The sequence below is a fragment of the Streptomyces sp. NPDC019531 genome (genome assembly GCF_044903305.1).
Classification (GTDB): Bacteria; Actinomycetota; Actinomycetes; order Streptomycetales; family Streptomycetaceae; genus Streptomyces.
Window position 1 is genome coordinate 204,641 of the sequence record NZ_JBJDQL010000008.1, and the last position, 15,848, is coordinate 220,488.

The 15,848-nt window shown below is 71.7% G+C and carries 14 protein-coding genes; 10 read left to right on the forward strand and 4 right to left on the reverse strand.

All coding sequences use genetic code 11. From position 1 onward, the window contains the following. The first annotated feature begins 76 nt into the window (after positions 1 to 76). From ACI2L1_RS13335 to ACI2L1_RS13350, 4 genes are all read left to right on the forward strand, one after another. Positions 77 to 2,767: a LuxR C-terminal-related transcriptional regulator gene (locus ACI2L1_RS13335; RefSeq protein ID WP_404739441.1), complete on the forward strand. Its 2,691-nt coding sequence runs from the start codon at positions 77 to 79 to the stop codon at positions 2,765 to 2,767. Positions 2,768 to 3,062: 295 nt separating this feature from the next. Continuing rightward, positions 3,063 to 4,691, forward strand: a complete 1,629-nt coding sequence (locus ACI2L1_RS13340; protein WP_404739442.1) for an MFS transporter — start codon at positions 3,063 to 3,065, stop codon at positions 4,689 to 4,691. 18 nt (positions 4,692 to 4,709) lie between these two features. After that, positions 4,710 to 5,237 (forward strand): hypothetical protein, encoded by a 528-nt coding sequence (locus ACI2L1_RS13345; RefSeq protein ID WP_404739443.1) that lies wholly within the window; start codon positions 4,710 to 4,712, stop codon positions 5,235 to 5,237. Positions 5,238 to 5,363: 126 nt separating this feature from the next. Continuing rightward, positions 5,364 to 5,561 carry a hypothetical protein gene (locus tag ACI2L1_RS13350; RefSeq protein ID WP_404739444.1) on the forward strand — a complete coding sequence of 66 codons (198 nt, stop codon included), beginning with the start codon at positions 5,364 to 5,366 and terminating at the stop codon, positions 5,559 to 5,561. A 211-nt stretch (positions 5,562 to 5,772) separates the two neighbouring features. Here ACI2L1_RS13350 and ACI2L1_RS13355 read toward each other — a convergent pair whose 3' ends face one another. Next, complete coding sequence (locus ACI2L1_RS13355) at positions 5,773 to 7,182, reverse strand: DUF2252 domain-containing protein (protein ID WP_404739445.1); 1,410 nt, start codon at positions 7,180 to 7,182, stop codon at positions 5,773 to 5,775. Beyond that, positions 7,179 to 7,820, reverse strand: coding sequence for a potassium channel family protein (locus ACI2L1_RS13360; protein WP_404739446.1), 642 nt, complete (start codon positions 7,818 to 7,820; stop codon positions 7,179 to 7,181). The genes ACI2L1_RS13355 and ACI2L1_RS13360 overlap by 4 nt, the downstream gene beginning before the upstream one ends. 231 nt (positions 7,821 to 8,051) lie before the next feature. On the opposite strand from ACI2L1_RS13360, the gene ACI2L1_RS13365 reads away from it, so the two are divergent. The 6 genes from ACI2L1_RS13365 to ACI2L1_RS13390 all read left to right on the forward strand — a co-directional run bounded on the left by ACI2L1_RS13365 (position 8,052) and on the right by ACI2L1_RS13390 (position 13,521). Further along, on the forward strand, positions 8,052 to 8,711 hold the full coding sequence (locus ACI2L1_RS13365; RefSeq protein ID WP_404739447.1) for an HdeD family acid-resistance protein: 660 nt from the start codon (positions 8,052 to 8,054) through the stop codon (positions 8,709 to 8,711). A 122-nt stretch (positions 8,712 to 8,833) separates the two neighbouring features. Beyond that, entirely contained in the window at positions 8,834 to 10,192 is a 1,359-nt protein-coding gene (locus ACI2L1_RS13370) for a hypothetical protein (RefSeq protein ID WP_404739448.1), read from the forward strand. A gap of 3 nt (positions 10,193 to 10,195) precedes the next feature. Continuing rightward, the gene (locus ACI2L1_RS13375; RefSeq protein ID WP_404739449.1) at positions 10,196 to 11,059 is read left to right on the forward strand and encodes a ribonuclease BN; all 864 of its coding nucleotides are present in this window, start codon (positions 10,196 to 10,198) and stop codon (positions 11,057 to 11,059) included. Positions 11,060 to 11,201: 142 nt separating this feature from the next. Beyond that, positions 11,202 to 11,666 (forward strand): SHOCT domain-containing protein, encoded by a 465-nt coding sequence (locus tag ACI2L1_RS13380; protein ID WP_404739450.1) that lies wholly within the window; start codon positions 11,202 to 11,204, stop codon positions 11,664 to 11,666. A 29-nt stretch (positions 11,667 to 11,695) separates the two neighbouring features. Then, positions 11,696 to 12,175 carry a hypothetical protein gene (locus ACI2L1_RS13385; protein ID WP_404739451.1) on the forward strand — a complete coding sequence of 160 codons (480 nt, stop codon included), beginning with the start codon at positions 11,696 to 11,698 and terminating at the stop codon, positions 12,173 to 12,175. Between the two features lie 53 nt (positions 12,176 to 12,228). Next, positions 12,229 to 13,521 carry a diacylglycerol/lipid kinase family protein gene (locus tag ACI2L1_RS13390; protein ID WP_404739507.1) on the forward strand — a complete coding sequence of 431 codons (1,293 nt, stop codon included), beginning with the start codon at positions 12,229 to 12,231 and terminating at the stop codon, positions 13,519 to 13,521. A gap of 108 nt (positions 13,522 to 13,629) precedes the next feature. Here the strand turns inward: ACI2L1_RS13390 and ACI2L1_RS13395 are convergent, their stop codons facing one another. Together ACI2L1_RS13395 and ACI2L1_RS13400 are read right to left on the reverse strand one after the other, a co-directional pair. Next, a complete protein-coding gene (locus ACI2L1_RS13395; RefSeq protein ID WP_404739452.1) occupies positions 13,630 to 14,988 on the reverse strand; it encodes a GH1 family beta-glucosidase in 1,359 nt (452 codons plus the stop codon). A gap of 20 nt (positions 14,989 to 15,008) precedes the next feature. Continuing rightward, entirely contained in the window at positions 15,009 to 15,848 is an 840-nt protein-coding gene (locus tag ACI2L1_RS13400; RefSeq protein ID WP_404739508.1) for a carbohydrate ABC transporter permease, read from the reverse strand.

Genomic DNA, 15,848 nt, shown 5'->3' on the forward strand with positions numbered 1-15,848 from the left:
CGGGGCAGGAGGACTGGGATGCTGGGAGGGAGCGCTGCTCGTGACGTGACCCTGGCGGACAGGGGTGGTGAGCTCCATGGCCGAGAACCACGACAACGCCCAAGGACCGGCCGTTCCGATCGTTCCGGCGGTTCCGTGCGCCGATCCCCTGGGAGACCCGTTCCTGCGTATCCGATTCGCCCTCCCCGCGAGGCCCGCCACGTTCCTGCGGCGGCAACGGCTCGTCGATCACCTCGACCAGGCTCTGCGGACACCGTTGACACTGCTCAACGGCGCGGCCGGGGCCGGCAAGACCCTGCTGGCCGCCGACTGGGCAGCCGGACTGCGGCCGCCGGTCGCCTGGCTCACCGTCGAGGTGGGGGATCGACGTCCGGGGGTCTTCTGGGCATACGTCCTTCAGGCACTGCGCGATTGCGGTGCACCGGCGTCCGACGCGGTCGGGGCCCCCGCGGACGCGACCGGGGTGGACCAGAAGCTGCTGGCAGCCCTCGCCGCCGAGCTGAACGATCGCGACCGGTCCGTGGTGCTCGTCCTCGACGAGTACGACCGCGTGACCGCCCCGGAGGTCGCGGAGCAGTTGGAGTTCGTACTGCACCACGCCGGGCGCGGCCTGCACCTCGTCCTCGTCACGCGCACCGAACCGCTGCTTCCGCTGCACCGTTACCGGGCGGCCGGCGAGCTGACGGAGATCCGCGCCGCCGAGCTGGCCTTCACCCCCGAGGAGGCCCTCGCACTGCTGGAGCTGCACGGTCTGAGCCTTCCGGTCCACGCCGCGCGCGCCTTGGTGGACCGCACCCGGGGCTGGGCCGCCGGGCTGCGCCTGTCCGCCCTGGCCGCGCGGGAGAGCGCCGACCCGGAGCTCTACCTGAAGGAGTTCGAGGCGGACCGCACCACGGTCGCGGACTTCCTGCTGGCCGAGGTCCTCAAGAGACAGCCGGAGGAGACACAGGACCTCCTGCTGCGCGTGAGCGTCCTGGAGCGTTTCTGTCCCGGTCTGGCCGACGCGCTGACCCTCCGGGCCGATGCCGAACCCGTTCTCGCCGGGCTGCACCGCGCCAACGCGTTCGTCGAGCACCTCGGGCACTCGTGGTATCAGCTTCATCCGCTGTTCGGGGAGATACTCCGGGCCCATCTGCGCGAGCGCCTGCCCGGCCTGGAGCCGGAACTCCACCGGCGGGCCGCGCGGTGGATGCGTCGTCACGGATTCCTGCCGGAGACACTCGCCCACGGCGCCGCCGCGGGAGACTGGGATTTCGCCGCGGGTGCCCTCATAGACGACCTGGCGATCGGACAGCTCTTCACCGGCCTGCGCTCGGGTGACCTGACCCAGGTGTTCTCCCGGATGGGGCCCGAGGCCAGGAGTCCGGCGACGAACCTCGTACGCGCGGCCCATGCCCTGTCCCGGTGCGACCTGGACCACGGTCTGGCCCGCCTGCGCAATGCCGAGGAGCACCTGGCCGACGACGCGCCCGACCTGGCGGCTGCCCAGCTGAGCTGCGCGCTGCTGGAGGCACTGGCCGCCCGGCTGACCGGATGTCCCCCACGGGCCGAGAAGGCCGCCGAAGCGGCCGACGAACTGCGGCGGGAAGTCCCGGAGCACCTCCTGGACAAGCATCCCGAACTCCCCGCTCTGCTGCTGACTCATCTGGGATCGGCGCGTCTGTGGGCCGGGCGTTTCGAGGACGCGCGCGCTGCCCTGACCACCGTGGCGGGTACTCCCGGCGGAGCCTCCACCGCGCTGCCCAGGAAGGAGGCGATGGGGCATCTGGCCCTGCTCGACTATCTGAACGGCTGGCTGGGCCGGGCGGAACGCAAGGCCCTCGCAGCGGTGTCCGAGGCGGAGCGGGTCGGTCTGCCCCAGCCGTCCGGCTCCGGCATCGAACGGCTGGTCCTGGCCGCCGTGGCCGTGGACCGCCATGAATTGGACCGGGCCCAAGCCCTCCTCGACGAAGTGGGCCTCCCCTCAGGAACGCGTGATCCGGTGCCGGCGGCGGGACGAGCCCTCGCCACAGCTCGTCTGCTGATGGCCAGGGGCAGGGCACGGGCCGCCGTCGAGGCGGCGGACCCGGCCGTCTCCGCCGCCGTGGCCTCACCTTGGGCGGCAAGCCATGAAGCGCTTATCGCCTCCGCCGCTCACCTGGCCGAAGGACGGCCGGACGAAGCCACCGAGGTACTCCAGGGCGTGTCCGGCGACCAGCCGGAGTGTGCTGTGCAGGCCGCGGCGATCCAGTTCGCCGCAGGGCGTCCCGAGGCGGCCGTCGAGCTGCTCGACAGCATCCGCACCCAGGGCGGGACGGGTCCGGCGGTAGCCGTGAGGGCAGCGCTGCTGAGGGCTCAGGCCGCGCAGGGAGCGGGAGACACCGCCACAGCCCGCAGGCTCGTGGCACAGGCGCTCCTCGACGCCCGGCGCGAGCGGCTGCGGCGTCCGTTCCTGGATGCCGGAGCGTGGATCCGGCCACTGCTGGCCACGGCCTCACTGCACGAGCTGGCAGCGGGCTGGCTCACGCCCGGCCCGTCCCCGGCGCGACGGGGTGAGCAGCCCGGCCCGGATTCGCTGCCCTCGCCACTCGTCGTGGTGGAGCTGAGCGGACGCGAGCGTGACGTCCTGGAGCGGCTGGCCCGGATGATGTCGACGGAGGAGGTCGCCGCCGATCTGTACGTGTCGGTGAACACGGTGAAGACCCACCTCAAGAGCGTGTACCGGAAGCTGGCGGTGAACCGGCGAAGCGACGCGGTGCGCCGCGCGCGCGACCTCCGGCTGCTGTGAACGTTCAGGGGAGGGCTCCTCTCTCTTTTCGTCATGGTTCGTCGCTCACATGCGCTGTCCCGGACGCGCCTGCGGGCCCCGCGGGCTGCGGCCGCCTGGCTCACCGCCGAAGTCCCTCCGCGCCCGCCCTTCCCACCGGCAGACACCACCGCGGCGCAGCCCTTCCCCCGTCGCGGGTGAGGCACGGGGCGCGTGCTCGGGATGCGATGGGAGGAGCGGCGAGGCGTGCGCCGGCCCTCCGCACCGCCTGATCCGGCGGCGTACCTGGGCGGGACAACTCTGCGAGGTGGACACCGTGAGGCACTGGCGGGCTCTGATCGTCCTCGGTGCGGCCCAGTTCTTGATGGTCCTGGACACCTCCGTCATGAACGTCTCCATCAGTCAGCTGGTCGAGGACTTCGACACGGAGGTCACCGCCATCCAGGCCGTCATCACTCTGTACGCGCTGGTCATGGCGGCGTTCATGATCGTCGGCGGCAGGTTCGGGGACATCCTGGGGCGTCGCCGTATGTTCCTGCTGGGGCTGGTCGTCTACGGCGTGGGGTCGGCCCTGACCGCCGTGGCGCCCACTCTGTGGGTCCTCACGCTGGGCTGGTCCGTCATCGAGGGGCTCGGAGCGGCCATGGTGCTGCCGGCCATGGCCGCCCTCGTCGCGGAGACGTATCACGGGAAGGACCGGGCCATCGCCTACGCGGTGATCGGCGGCCTTGCCGGCGCCGGGATCGCGATCGGCCCGCTGCTGGGCGGCTGGGTGACGACGTACCTGACCTGGCGGCTGGTCTTCGCCGGCGAGGTCGTGGTCGTCGTGGCCGTCCTGCTGTGCCGCCGGGTGATCGCGACGCCCGCCCCGACCGGCCCGCGCCCCCGGCTGGACGGGGTCGGCGCGGCACTCTCCGCGGCCGGACTGGGCCTGGGCGTGCTCGGGGTGCTGCAGAGCAGCACCTGGGGATGGGTGCAGCCCCGTAACCCTCCCTTCACCGTCCTCGGCTTCGCTCCGACGCTGTTCGTCGTCGGCGCGGGGGCGGCCGTCCTGGCCGTTTTCCGGCACTGGGAACGGCGGCGGGAGCACCAGGGCGCCGACCCCCTCGTACACCTGTCCCTGCTGGGCAGACCCGTGCTGCGCTCCGGCCTGATGACGCTGCTGAGCCAGAACCTCATCCTGCTGGGGCTGTTCTTCACCATCCCGCTGTACCTGCAGGTGGTGCAGGGATTCGACGCCTTCGAGACGGGCCTGCGCCTCCTCCCGGTGTCCGCCACGATGCTGGTGGCCTCCCTTTCCGCGTCCTCGCTGGGACGGGTGTGGGGGCCGCGCCGGGTGGTTCGCCTGGCCCTGTTGACCCTGACGGCGGCCATCGTGTGGCTGCTGGCCACCATCGACCCGGTCATCGACGACGCACAGTTCGCCGGTGCCATGGCCCTGCTGGGCGTGGGTGTCGGCCTGCTCGCCTCGCAACTGGGCAACGTCGTCCAGTCCGGCGTCGGCGAGGAGGAACGCAGTGAGGCCGGAGGGCTCCAGTTCACGGCACAGAATCTGGGCTCGGCCCTGGGCACCGCGCTCATCGGGTCGATTCTCATCGGGGCGCTGGCCCACGCCTTCACCACGCAGGTGGACGACGATCCGCAGCTGTCCGAACAGACCCGTGAGCAGGTCGGTGTCGCTCTCGAGGCCGGGGTCACCTTTGTCTCCACCGATCAGGTGCGCTCGGCGGCCGAGCGTGCCGGACTACCGTCGTCCCAGGTCGACGCGGTCGCGGACTCCTACGCCTCCGCGCAGCTGGACGGTCTGAAGGCGGCGATCCTGGCCACCGGTGGCATCGCTCTCGCCAGTTTCCTGGTCACACCGCACCTGCCGACCGCGCGGGAGAGCCGTCCTCGGCGGCCGGACGCCGGCGCTCCGGCCGGGGCGACCGGATCGACGCGCTGAGTCCGGAGGGAGTCACCGGTGACCAGGATCAGGACCGGCCCGGCCACGGCCCGCGCTGAACGCCTCGCCGAGCGCCGGGCCCACGCGGACTACACGGGCGGCGTCTACGGTTCCATGCTCGCGGCCTCCGTGGTGATCGGCGCCGGCTCCCTGGGCTCGTTCCCCCGCACCGAGCTGGTGCTGCTGCTGTTGCTCACCGGTGTGGTGTTCTGGATCGCGCACGTGCATGCCCAGCTGTTCGGGGCGCGCCTGGCACAACAGGCGCCGGACCGCCGGGTCGTGCTGAACGTGTGCCGCGACGAGTGGCCGATCGTCAAGGCCGCCGTCCCGCCGGCCGCCGCGGTGGCCGTCAGCCCGCTCTTCGGCCTGGATGTGCGAGGTGCCCTCTGGCTGGCTCTCGGCGTCGCCGTGGCCGGCCAGGTGGGCTGGTCCGTGGCCGCGGCGCGCCGCGCCGGTGCTTCGCGGCGGCTCATGGCCGCCACCGCGTCGGTCAACCTGTTGCTCGGCCTGCTGATCATCTCCCTCAAGATTGTTCTGACCCATTGATCCCTGGCGTCCGTCGCCCGGTGACGGGTCACCTGTACCGGGTGAGGCCCGAAGAAGCACGGAGGCGCACGATCGCAGGGAAGGACGACGTCCGCCTGTCCGAAGCAGTCCTTGGAAGGACAGCTCGTGCGCTACGAGATCCGAATCGAGGGACACCTGTCGGAAACGCTGGCCAAAGCTTTTCCGGAGCTGGGCAACGTGGTGATGTCCGGCCAGACCGTGCTGTTCGGCCCTGTCGTGGACGAAGCGCATCTGTACGGGCTGCTGGCACGCTGCCAGTCACTGGGACTGCGTGTCTTGGAGATGCGGCAGCTGCCGGAGTGACGGGACCGTGCGGTGTCCGATACCGGGATCGGCTGCGGAAGTTCGTATGCAGCGGCCGGCCCGCTGAACGCTTACCCGTGCGCAAGCCCGGTGACGGGTCCGTGCCCGGCCCTCGGATGCGATGCGGGCGCCCGCCCTCCGAGGGGCACACACTTCCCTTGCCTCCCTCGTCGCCCTCTTAGCTCCTCGCTCGTGACCGGCAAGGGTCCACTCAGAGCCGCTCCGCCCTGATCCGGCCGGAGCGGCAGGCGGCCCCCAGCGCCCCGAAGTCCCGCTCGTTCTGGTCGGCGTAGGACTGGGCGAACTCGGTGAGCGCGCGGTCGAAGCGGTCGCTGCCGCCCAGGTAGGCGGTGAGGGCGATGGGATCGCCCGAGCGGGCGTGGGCCCGTGCCAGGGATGCCCCGCACAGCTGGCCGAAGAGGGAGAGCAGACCCGGCCCCATGGTCTCCGGCCGTGCGATGCCCTTCCAGTCCCACAGCTGGCGTACGTAGAAGTCCCGGCCCTTCCCGTCGAGGCCCACGACGTGCGTCCAGCCGAGGAAGATGTCGCCGGCGGTCTGCATCAGGCGCTGCCCGGCCACCACCCGGCGGCCCTGGTTGTCGTAGCGTTCGCCGCCCGTGTGAGCGGCCAGCACCGACTCCTGGGCCTCCTTGGCCTGCAACAGCAGGGGATCGTCGTCGTCCCTGCCGAGCAGGAGCAGCACCCAGCAGCGCGTACCGACGCTGCCGACGCCCACCACCTTCCGGGCCATGTCCACCAGGCGGTAGTGGCGCAACAGGTGCCGGCGTTCGGCCGGCAGGGTCCGCGCATAACCGGCCACGAGGCTCTGGAGTTCCTTCTCCCGCCCGGCCTCGGACGGATCGGCCGACAGCTGACCGAGCGGGGTGATCAGCGGTGGGTCCGGTGCGATGCGCCGGCCGTCGGCCGTGACGCGGGTGAGCTTCGCGAAGGCACGGAGATGAGTACGCGTACGTGCCTGCGCCGTGGCTCTGTCGATACGCTGTCCGGCCCCCCTGCTCATCGACGAGGCCAGCAGCTCCCGCATCCGGTCGGCGTCGTCCTGGGCGTACCAGATGTCCAGGGTGCGCATGCCGGCGAACACGCGCATCCGCTCCCGGTACGCCCGCACACAGGCTCGTACGGTGTTGTTCTGCTCCTTGACCGAGAAGCCGTTCGCCCGCGCCGCCGTCACGAAGCCGGCCGCCAGCCGCTTGACGTCCCATTCGAACGGCCCGGGCAGGGTCTCGTCGAAGTCGTTGATGTCGAAGACCAGACGGCGCTCCGGTGACGCCAGCAGCCGGAAGTTCAGCGGGTGGGCGTCCCCGCAGAGCTGCGCCTGCAGCCCGGTGCTGGGGAGAGGGGCCAGGTCTGCCGCCATGACCGCGGCCGCGCCGCGGTAGAAGCGGAACGGCGACTCCAGCATGCGGCCGTAGCGGATCGGCACCAACTCCGGTACCCGTTCGTCAGACTGGCGCACTATCACCTCGATGGGGTCGGGTCGCTCCTGTGCGGTCTCGTACCAGCCGTGCGACGAACGCGACGCCCGCCTGCGCGCGTTCCTGCCGTAAGCCGCTCGCTCGGCCGGGGACAGCGACGCGGTGAAAGCGCTGGGTACGGTCATGGTCCAGCCTCCTCGTCCGGCGTCCCGGCGTCGGTGCCGGAACGTGGCTCGGCCGACGGCCCGCGGTGCTGCCGACGCAGCCCCGCCTGGACCGCGCTCGTCAGCACCCGTGCGGCGACGCCCACGAGCAGCAGCCCTCCCGCCATCTGCGCCATCGTCAGCACGCGCCCGGTCTGGGAACGTGCGGTGATGTCCCCGTAGCCGACGGTGCTGAAGGTGGTGAGTGTGAAGTACAGGGCGTCCGTCCTGGTCAGCGGCTCGCTGAAGGAGCCCGCGTCGGAGCGGTCCAGCAGGTAGTAGGCGCCCGCGAAGAGGACCAGGAACAGCACGAGCGTGGCGGCCAGGGCCTCGATGGCCTTCAGGCGCGGGTGGGGTGAGCGCACGATGGCCCGCACCTCCCACCCGAACACCAGCAGCACCGCCACCAGGCCGCACACGAGCAGCGCCGACGCGCCGGCCGTACCGCGCTCGTCCAGAGGCAGCAGGTAGTAGGCGGTGACGAGGCCGACGGCGATGAGCGCGGCGCGGGCGGCGGCGACGGCCGCCGCCCACCGGCGGGGGCGAAGCGGCCGGCGCCGCCGGTGCGCGTCCGGGCCGGACCGGGTGGAGTCCGGCCGGGCAGTGCTCGGATCGCTCATCTCGTGTCCCTTCTTTCCGTCCAGCCGGAAGGCCGAGGGACAGGCGCTGGAGATTCCACCTCACCGCCATGGCGGCGCCGACGGATCACCCTTGGTGGGTGACCCCGGCACCCGGTCACAGGCGTGACCCTGGAGCGGTCAGATCCGTCGCACGGCGCCCCACCGCACACCCCGCACACGCCGCCCCGTCGGCGGTCCGGAAGCGACCCCCCGATCACGCGAGGAGGAGCCATGACCATGCCGCGTGGTCCGGCATCGCGCACCGGGCAGGAACACGAGCCCGACAGGGCCGCCCCAGGTCCGCTCGACGACCCCGCGCAAGCACTGGCGCGGCTCGGCCGTTCATGGACCTGGCTCCTGGCCTCGGCCGTCGCGACCCTGGTGCTGGGCCTCCTGGTACTGGTCTGGCCGGAGGCGACCCTGCACGTCCTGGCGGTCCTCATCGGCCTGCAGCTGCTGGTGACCGGGGCGTTCCGGTTCGTGGACGTCTTCGCACGCGGCGGGCACGAACGGCTCCCGGGGCTGCTCCTGTCCGTGCTGTGCGTCCTCGCCGGAGTGCTGTGCCTGCGGAACCCGCTGCAGACCATCGCCGCGCTCTCACTGATCGTCGGGGTCGTCTGGCTGGTGTCCGGCATCCTCACCCTCTACACGGCCATCGCCACCACGGACCTTCCGCACCGTGGCGTCGTCCTGGGCGCCGCGGTGCTGGGCATCGTCGCGGGGATCGTGGTGCTCGCCCTGCCGGCCGAGTCGGCCCGCGCGCTGACCCGGCTGCTCGGCCTGTGGCTGGTCCTGCTCGGCCTGGGCGAGACGACGGTCGCCCTCACGTGGCGGGCCGCACTCCGAAAGACGCACCCCCCGGGGCCGCATTCCCCCGCCGGGACGGACTGACACCGCGGCCTGCCCCTTCGGCGGGCGCGGCAGACGCACCGGCACCCTGCGGTCGCTCCTCCACCGTCATCCCGAGCGACGACCGTCACAGCCGGAGCGGCACACACCCGGAAGGGAGCACCATGAACCCGGCCGCGACCCCGGATCCGCCGAACTCCGGCGGCGCCTCGCACCAGCAGCACGTCATGACCGCCGAGGAACGAGCGGAGTACGAGCGACTGCGCCGCCACGCGGCGGTGCGCCACCGGCGGCTGCGCCGGGTCGGCTCCTCGGTCCTCCTCCTGCTCGCCCTGCTGCTCGCGCCCCTGGCCGTCGTCGCGGCCTGGGTCCAGGACACGGTCTCCGACACCGACCGGTACGTGAAGACCGTCGCGCCGCTGGCGTCCGAGCCGGCCGTACAGGAGGTCGTGATCAACCGGCTCACGGACCGTGTGGTGGCCAACGTGGACGTCGCGGCGGTGACGGACTCGCTCGTCAAGGCCCTTCAGGACGCCGGGGCACCACCCCGCGTCGTGGCGGGGGCCGAGTCCCTCGAGGGTCCGCTGCGCAACGCGGTCAGGACCGTCGTCGACCGCACCGTCACCCGCGTGATCACCAGCGACGCCTTCCAGCAGGTGTGGGAGGGCGCCAACCGGCGCTCGCACGCCGCGGTGGTGAACATGCTCACCGGAGAGCGCGAGGGCGCCGTGCGCGCCGAGGGCGACACCGTCCGACTGGACGTGGGAGAGGTAGTCGACCAGGTACGGGAGCGGCTCGTCGACGCGGGCTTCGACAAGGCGGCCGCCATCCCGGACACCAACCGGACGATCACACTGTTCGAGACGGAGGAACTGGGCAAGGCGCAGGACACGATGCGACTGCTGGACATCCTCGGCACCTGGCTGCCTGTCCTGACCGTGGTACTCGCCGCGCTCGCCGTGTGGACCGCTCCGGCACACCGGGTGATGCTGATGATCACCGCGACCGGTGTCGGCGTGATGATGGCGGTGCTCCTCGTCGCGCTCGCCGTCGTCAGACGGGTCTATCTGGACTCGGTCCCGCCCGACGCACTGCCCACTGACGCGGCCGCGGCGATCTATGACACGTTCGTCCGCTTCCTGCGGGACGGCACGCGCACCCTGCTGGTCGTCGCGGTGATCACGGCACTGGTCGCGTACCTGTACGGTCCCGGACGCCCCGCCCGCGCCGTCCGCACGGCGGCGGACCGGAGCACGACGGCCGCCGGCCGGAGGCTGCGCCGCGCCGGAGTGCCCACCGGGTCCACAGGTCGCTGGCTGACGGACCACCGGGCGTGGATCACCGGTGGCGTGATCGCGGCGGGAGCGCTGACGCTGGTGCTCTGGAACCACCCCACGGTCGGCGCGGTGGCCCTCGTTCTCGGCATCGCCCTGGCCGTCCTGATCATCCTGGCGATCCTCGCGGCGGCCGCCGGACCGGCCGGCCGTGCGGCGGACCAGGCGACGGAACGGGCGGCCCCGTGAGTCATGGTCGGGAAACCCGGCCTCGGGCACGCGTCCCGCAGACGCACGGCGGCGCGGGTCGCGGCGGTTCTGCGGTCCGGGGCCGCCGCCCGGCTGCTGTCCCGCCTGTCGGCGCTCAACGTCGTGGAGGGCTCCGTACGGCTCGCCGCGCAGGCGTTCCTCACCGCGCTCCCGCTGCTGATGACCGTCGCGGCGTTCGCCCCCGGCTGGCTGCAGGACCTGCTGGCCGACTCCCTCCGGGCGGTTCTGGGGGTGCGCGGCGACACCCTCGACGAGTTGCGCGAGGTCTTCTCCGCCACCGGCACGACGGAGAGCACCGCCGGCGCCGTGGGCGTGGTGGTGACACTGGTGTCGGCCACGGCGTTCAGCCGCGCGCTTCAGGCGGTGTGCGAGCGGTGCTGGCACCTGCCGCGTGCCCCCGTGCGGACCGCGGTCTGGCGCTGGCTGCTGTGGCTGGTCGTCTGGCTGGCCTTCCTCCTGCTCCAGGCGCCGGTGCGCAGCGGGTTCGGCGCCGGCGCGGTGACCGGGCTGGTGCTGTCCCTGCTCTCGGCGGCACTGCTGTGGTGGTGGTCCCAGCATCTGCTGCTGGGCGGCCGGATCGGCTGGCGGAGCCTGCTGCCGGGAGCGCTGCTGGCGGGCGCCGGCACGGTCCTGCTGAGCCTGTCCGCCCGCGTGCTGGTGCCCACGGCCATGGAGCGCAGCCTGGACGAGTTCGGCCCCCTGGGCCCCGTCTTCACGTTCCTCTCCTGGCTGATCGCCGTCTTCCTGGTGGCCGTCTCGGGCCTGGCCCTCGGCGAGTACGTCGCCTCCACCACCTGGTACCGGAAGGCCGCCCCACGCCGCGGCCGTGCGAAGAGCGACCCCTGATCCGGCCGCCGGAGCGGGTCGACCAGGCTACGGGGCTGCCGCACGCTCACCCGCATCGGGTGAGGCCGACCGCCCTCGCCGTGCTCACGCTGAAGACAGCACGCAACGGCGGCCGGGCCGACGCCCGGGACGGAGGAGAGACATGAGCGCGCAGACGTACCTGGCGTACGACTATCCCCTGCTGAGCGTCTTCTGGAGCATGCTCCTGTTCTTCCTGTGGATCATGTGGTTCGTGCTGCTCTTCCGTGTGGTCGTCGACATCTTCCGGGACGATCACCTGAGCGGCTGGGCGAAGGCCGGGTGGCTGGTGTTCACCATCGTGCTGCCCTTCCTGGGCGTCTTCGTCTACGTGGTCGCCCGCGGCAAGAACATGGGCCGCCGGGAGGTCGCGCAGGCGCGCGCGCAGCAGGAGGAGTTCAACACCTACATCCGGGAGACCGCGGCCGGCGGCCGGACCAGCAGCATCGACGAACTCGCCAAGCTGTCCGAGATCCGCGCCCGCGGCGACATCACGGACGAGGAGTTCCGCAGGGCGAAGGACCTGGTCCTGAGCGGCCACGGTCCGGCTGAGCACTCGGGCTCCACCTCCCGCACCGCCCATCGCTGAGCATCCGCACCACAGAAACGAGGCGCAAGATGACCGCGACACACACCCGTCCGGCACACACAGCGAAGCAGGAATGGGCAACCGGCCTGACGGCCTTCGCGGCCGTGATGCTCTTCCTCGTCGGCCTGCTCGACATCTTCCGGGGCATCATGGCCATCGCCGAGGACGACATCTTCCTCACGACGCGCAACTACGTGTTCGAGTTCGACCTGACCGGCTGGGGCTGGGTCCACCTGGCTCTGGGCGCGGTCGCCGTGATCGTCAGCTTCGGGCTGCTCCGGGCCGCGACGTGGGCGCGCGTCGCCGGCGTGGCCATCGCCGGCCTCGTCATCATCGCCAACTTCCTCTCCCTGCCGTACTACCCGGTCTGGTCGGTCGTGATGATCACCATCTCGGGCTTCATCATCTGGGCCCTGTGCGTGGTCCAGCGCGGCAACGTCTTCGAGCTGTCCGAGGAGCGCCCGGTGTACGAGGAGCGCCGCCCCTACGAGAAGCGGCCACCGGCCTAGTGCGACGCGACGGGAGCACGAGGGGACCGGGAGGGGTGAGCCCAGCCGTACCTATGGGCCCTCGGGGACGGGCCCGCCTCGCCGTGCTCGCCCTGCTGGGAAGCATCCTGGTGCCGCTCGTCGCCGCCGGTCTGCGGAGCGTGCTGTGGGCGCTGGCGGGCATCGCCGGACTGGCGCTGGCCGCCGTCGGGGTGTGGTGGACCCTGGCGCACACCGGAGCGCTCCGTGCTCTCGGGGCGGTCCTGTCGGTGGTGGCGCCGGTCGCTGTCCTGGCCCTCTATGCCACGTTCGGCATGCTGGGGCCGGCCTTGCTGTCCCTGGCTCTGTGGGTCCTGGCCGTCACGGCGGCGCGTACGGCCCCGAGCCCCGGGCGCACCACGTCCGGGCAGGCGGTCGCCGAGGCGCCCCACAGCCCCTGGATCGTCATGAATCCGCGCTCCGGCGGCGGCAAGGTGGGTCGTTTCCACCTGGTCGACAAGGCCCGGGCGGTCGGCTGCCGGGTGGTCCTGCTCGAAGGCGGCCAGGATGTCGCCGAACTGGCCCGGCAGGCCGTCGCCGAGGGAGCCGATCTCCTGGCGGTGGCGGGCGGCGACGGCACCCAGGCGCTGGTGGCCGAGGTGGCGGCACGCCAGGACCTGCCGTTCGTCGTGATTCCCGCCGGTACCCGCAACCACTTCGCCCTCGACCTCGGCCTCGACCGCGACGATCCGGCGGCGGCCCTGGAAGCCCTGACCGACGGCGTCGAACTCCGCATCGATCTCGGGTACGCGGCGGACCGGGTCTTCGTCAACAACGCCTCGTTCGGCACGTACGCGTCCATCGTCACCGACCCCGCGTACCGGGACGCCAAAGCCCGCACGACCCTGCGCACTCTCCCCGGCCTCCTCACCGGCGAGGACGCGCCCAGGCTGCGGACCCGGGCCGACCGGACGTACGTCGACGGACTTCAGGCGCTCCTCGTCAGCAACAATCCCTACGGTCGTGCCGTCGACGCGGCCCATCCGGGGCGTAGGCAGCGGCTGGACTCGGGACTCCTCGGCGTGGTGTGCGTGCGGGTCGGCAACACCGCTCAAGCGGCGCGAATGGTAGGCGGTCCGCGCTCCGGGGGACTCATCCGGCTGAGCGCCGGGGAAGTCGTCGTCGAGGCCGACACGGACACCCTCCCGGTCGGCATCGACGGAGAACACGTCGTTATGCCGTCACCGGTCGTGTGCCGCAGCGCGCCCGGGGTGCTCCGAGTGCGTGTGCCGCGCCGTCGCCCCCACGCACCGCGGGTCAGCGGCGGGGCGGCCGGCTGGCCGAGCGTGACACGGTTGGCGCTGGGGCGCCCGCCTGTTCGCGGGTGAGTGGCTCAGGCAGGCGCCCCAGGGCACATCCAGGGCACATGAGCCAGGGAAACGGCGTTGACCCGTGAGAACGGTGGCCGCTCAAGCCACTCAAGCCGCTCAAGCCCTTCAGGCCGCCCTCCGCACCCCCTCCCCATGCGCCCGGATGACATCCGCGTACCGATACCCCGTCCCCTTGATCGTGCGCCGCTGCGTCCCGTAGTCGACGTGGATCAGGCCGAAGCGCTTGTCGTAGCCGTAGGCCCACTCGAAGTTGTCCAGGAGGGACCAGGCGAAATAGCCCGCCAGTGGGGCGCCCTTGCGGGCGGCGGATGCGCATGCGGCCAGGTGGTCGATCAGGTACTCCTGGCGTTCCGGGTCGTGGATCGTCCCGTCGGGGCGCATGACGTCGGGGTAGGCGGAGCCGTTCTCGGTGACATAGAGCTTGCGGGCGCCGTACTCGTTCGTGAGGCGGAGCAGGAGGGTCTCGATGCCGTTCGCGTCGATCTCCCAGTCCATGCCGGTGCGCCGCACGCCGGGGCGGGGGACCTGACGGGCTTGTGGGGCCGGTCCGGTGGGGTCGTCGGCGACGGTGAGCGGCATGTAGTAGTTGAGGCCGAGCCAGTCCAGGGGGGCGGCGATCGTCGTCAAGTCACCTTCCCGCTCCGGGAGTTCTACTCCGTAGACCTCGCGCATGTCCGCCGGGAAGCCGCGGTCGTGGATCGGGTCGAGCCACCACCGGTTGGTGTGGCCGTCCATGCGGCGGGCGGCGTCGAGGTCGGCCGGCCGGTCGGTGGCGGCGTGGATCGTCGAGAGGTTGGTGACGATGCCGACCTGGGCGGACGGGGCCGCGGCGCGGATCGCCCGCGTGGCCAGGCCGTGGCCGAGGAGCAGGTGGTAGGAGGCGCGGACGGCGGCCGTGAGGTCCCTCAGGCCGGGGGCCATCGTGCCTTCCAGATGGCCGATCCAGGCCGAGCACAGCGGTTCGTTGAGCGTGGCCCAGTGGTTCACTCTGTCGCCCAGTCGCCCGGCCACGACCGAGGCGTACGCGGCGAAGTGCTCCGCGGTGTCGCGTGCGGGCCAGCCGCCCCGGTCCTGGAGCACCTGGGGCAGGTCCCAGTGGTAGAGGGTGACGGACGGGGTGATGCCGGCGGCCAGGAGGGTGTCGGTCAACTCGTCGTAGAAGTCGAGGCCCTTCGGGTTGACCGGGCCGTCACCCCCCGGCATCACGCGCGGCCAGGCGATGGACAACCGGTAGGCATTGGTGCCCAGTTGGCGCATGAGGTCGATGTCCTCGCGCCAGCGGTGGTAGTGGTCGCAGGCGATGTCGCCGGTGTCGCCGCCCGCGACCTTGCCGGGGGTGTGCGAGAAGGTGTCCCAGATCGACGGCGAGCGGCCGTCCTCCGACACGGCTCCCTCGATCTGGTAGGCCGCCGTGGCCGTGCCCCACAGGAAGTCGTGCGGGAGTGCGGCGAGGTCGATGCTCACGAAAGTCCTTTCAAGGTCGGTCACTTGACGGCGCCCGCCGTCAGTCCGGCGACGAGATAGCGCTGGAGCAGCAGGAACCCGGCGACCACGGGGAGGCTGACCACGAGCGAGGCGGCCATGATCTGGTTCCAGTAGACGTTGTTGAGCGTGGAGTAGCCCTGGAGGCCGACGGCGAGCGTGCGGGTGGCGTCGTTGGTCATCACCGACGCGAACAGCACCTCGCCCCAGGCGGTCATGAAGGCGTAGACGGCGACCGCGACGATCCCGGGGATCGCGGCCGGCACGACGACCCGGAAGAGCGCGCCGAGCGGACCGCAGCCGTCCACCAGGGCGGCCTCGTCCAGGTCCCTCGGCACCGAGTCGAAGTACCCGATGAGCATCCAGATCGAGAACGGCAGCGAGAAGGTCAGGTACGTCAGGATGAGCCCGCCGCGGGATCCGAAGAGGGCGATTCCCGTGGCGTTGCCGATGTTGACGTAGATCAGGAAGAGGGGCAGCAGGAAGAGGATGCCGGGGAACATCTGCGTGGACAGCACGGTGACCGTGAAGACGCGCTTGCCGCGGAAGTCGTAGCGGCTGACGGCGTACGCGGCGAAGACCGCGATCACGACCGAGCAGATGGTCGCCGCGCCCGCCACGATCAGCGAGTTCACGAAGTAGCGCGCGAGCGGGATCGTCGACCAGATGTCGATGTACGGCCGGATGGTCAACCGGCTCGGCAGCCAGTGGAATTCGCCCGTCACATCCGCCAGCGGCTTCAGCGAGCTGGAGACCATGACGTAGACCGGCAGCAGCACGAAGCCGGTGAGCAGCGTGAGGAAGATCCGCCGGGACCAGAAGAACGAACGCGGCGGTGCCAT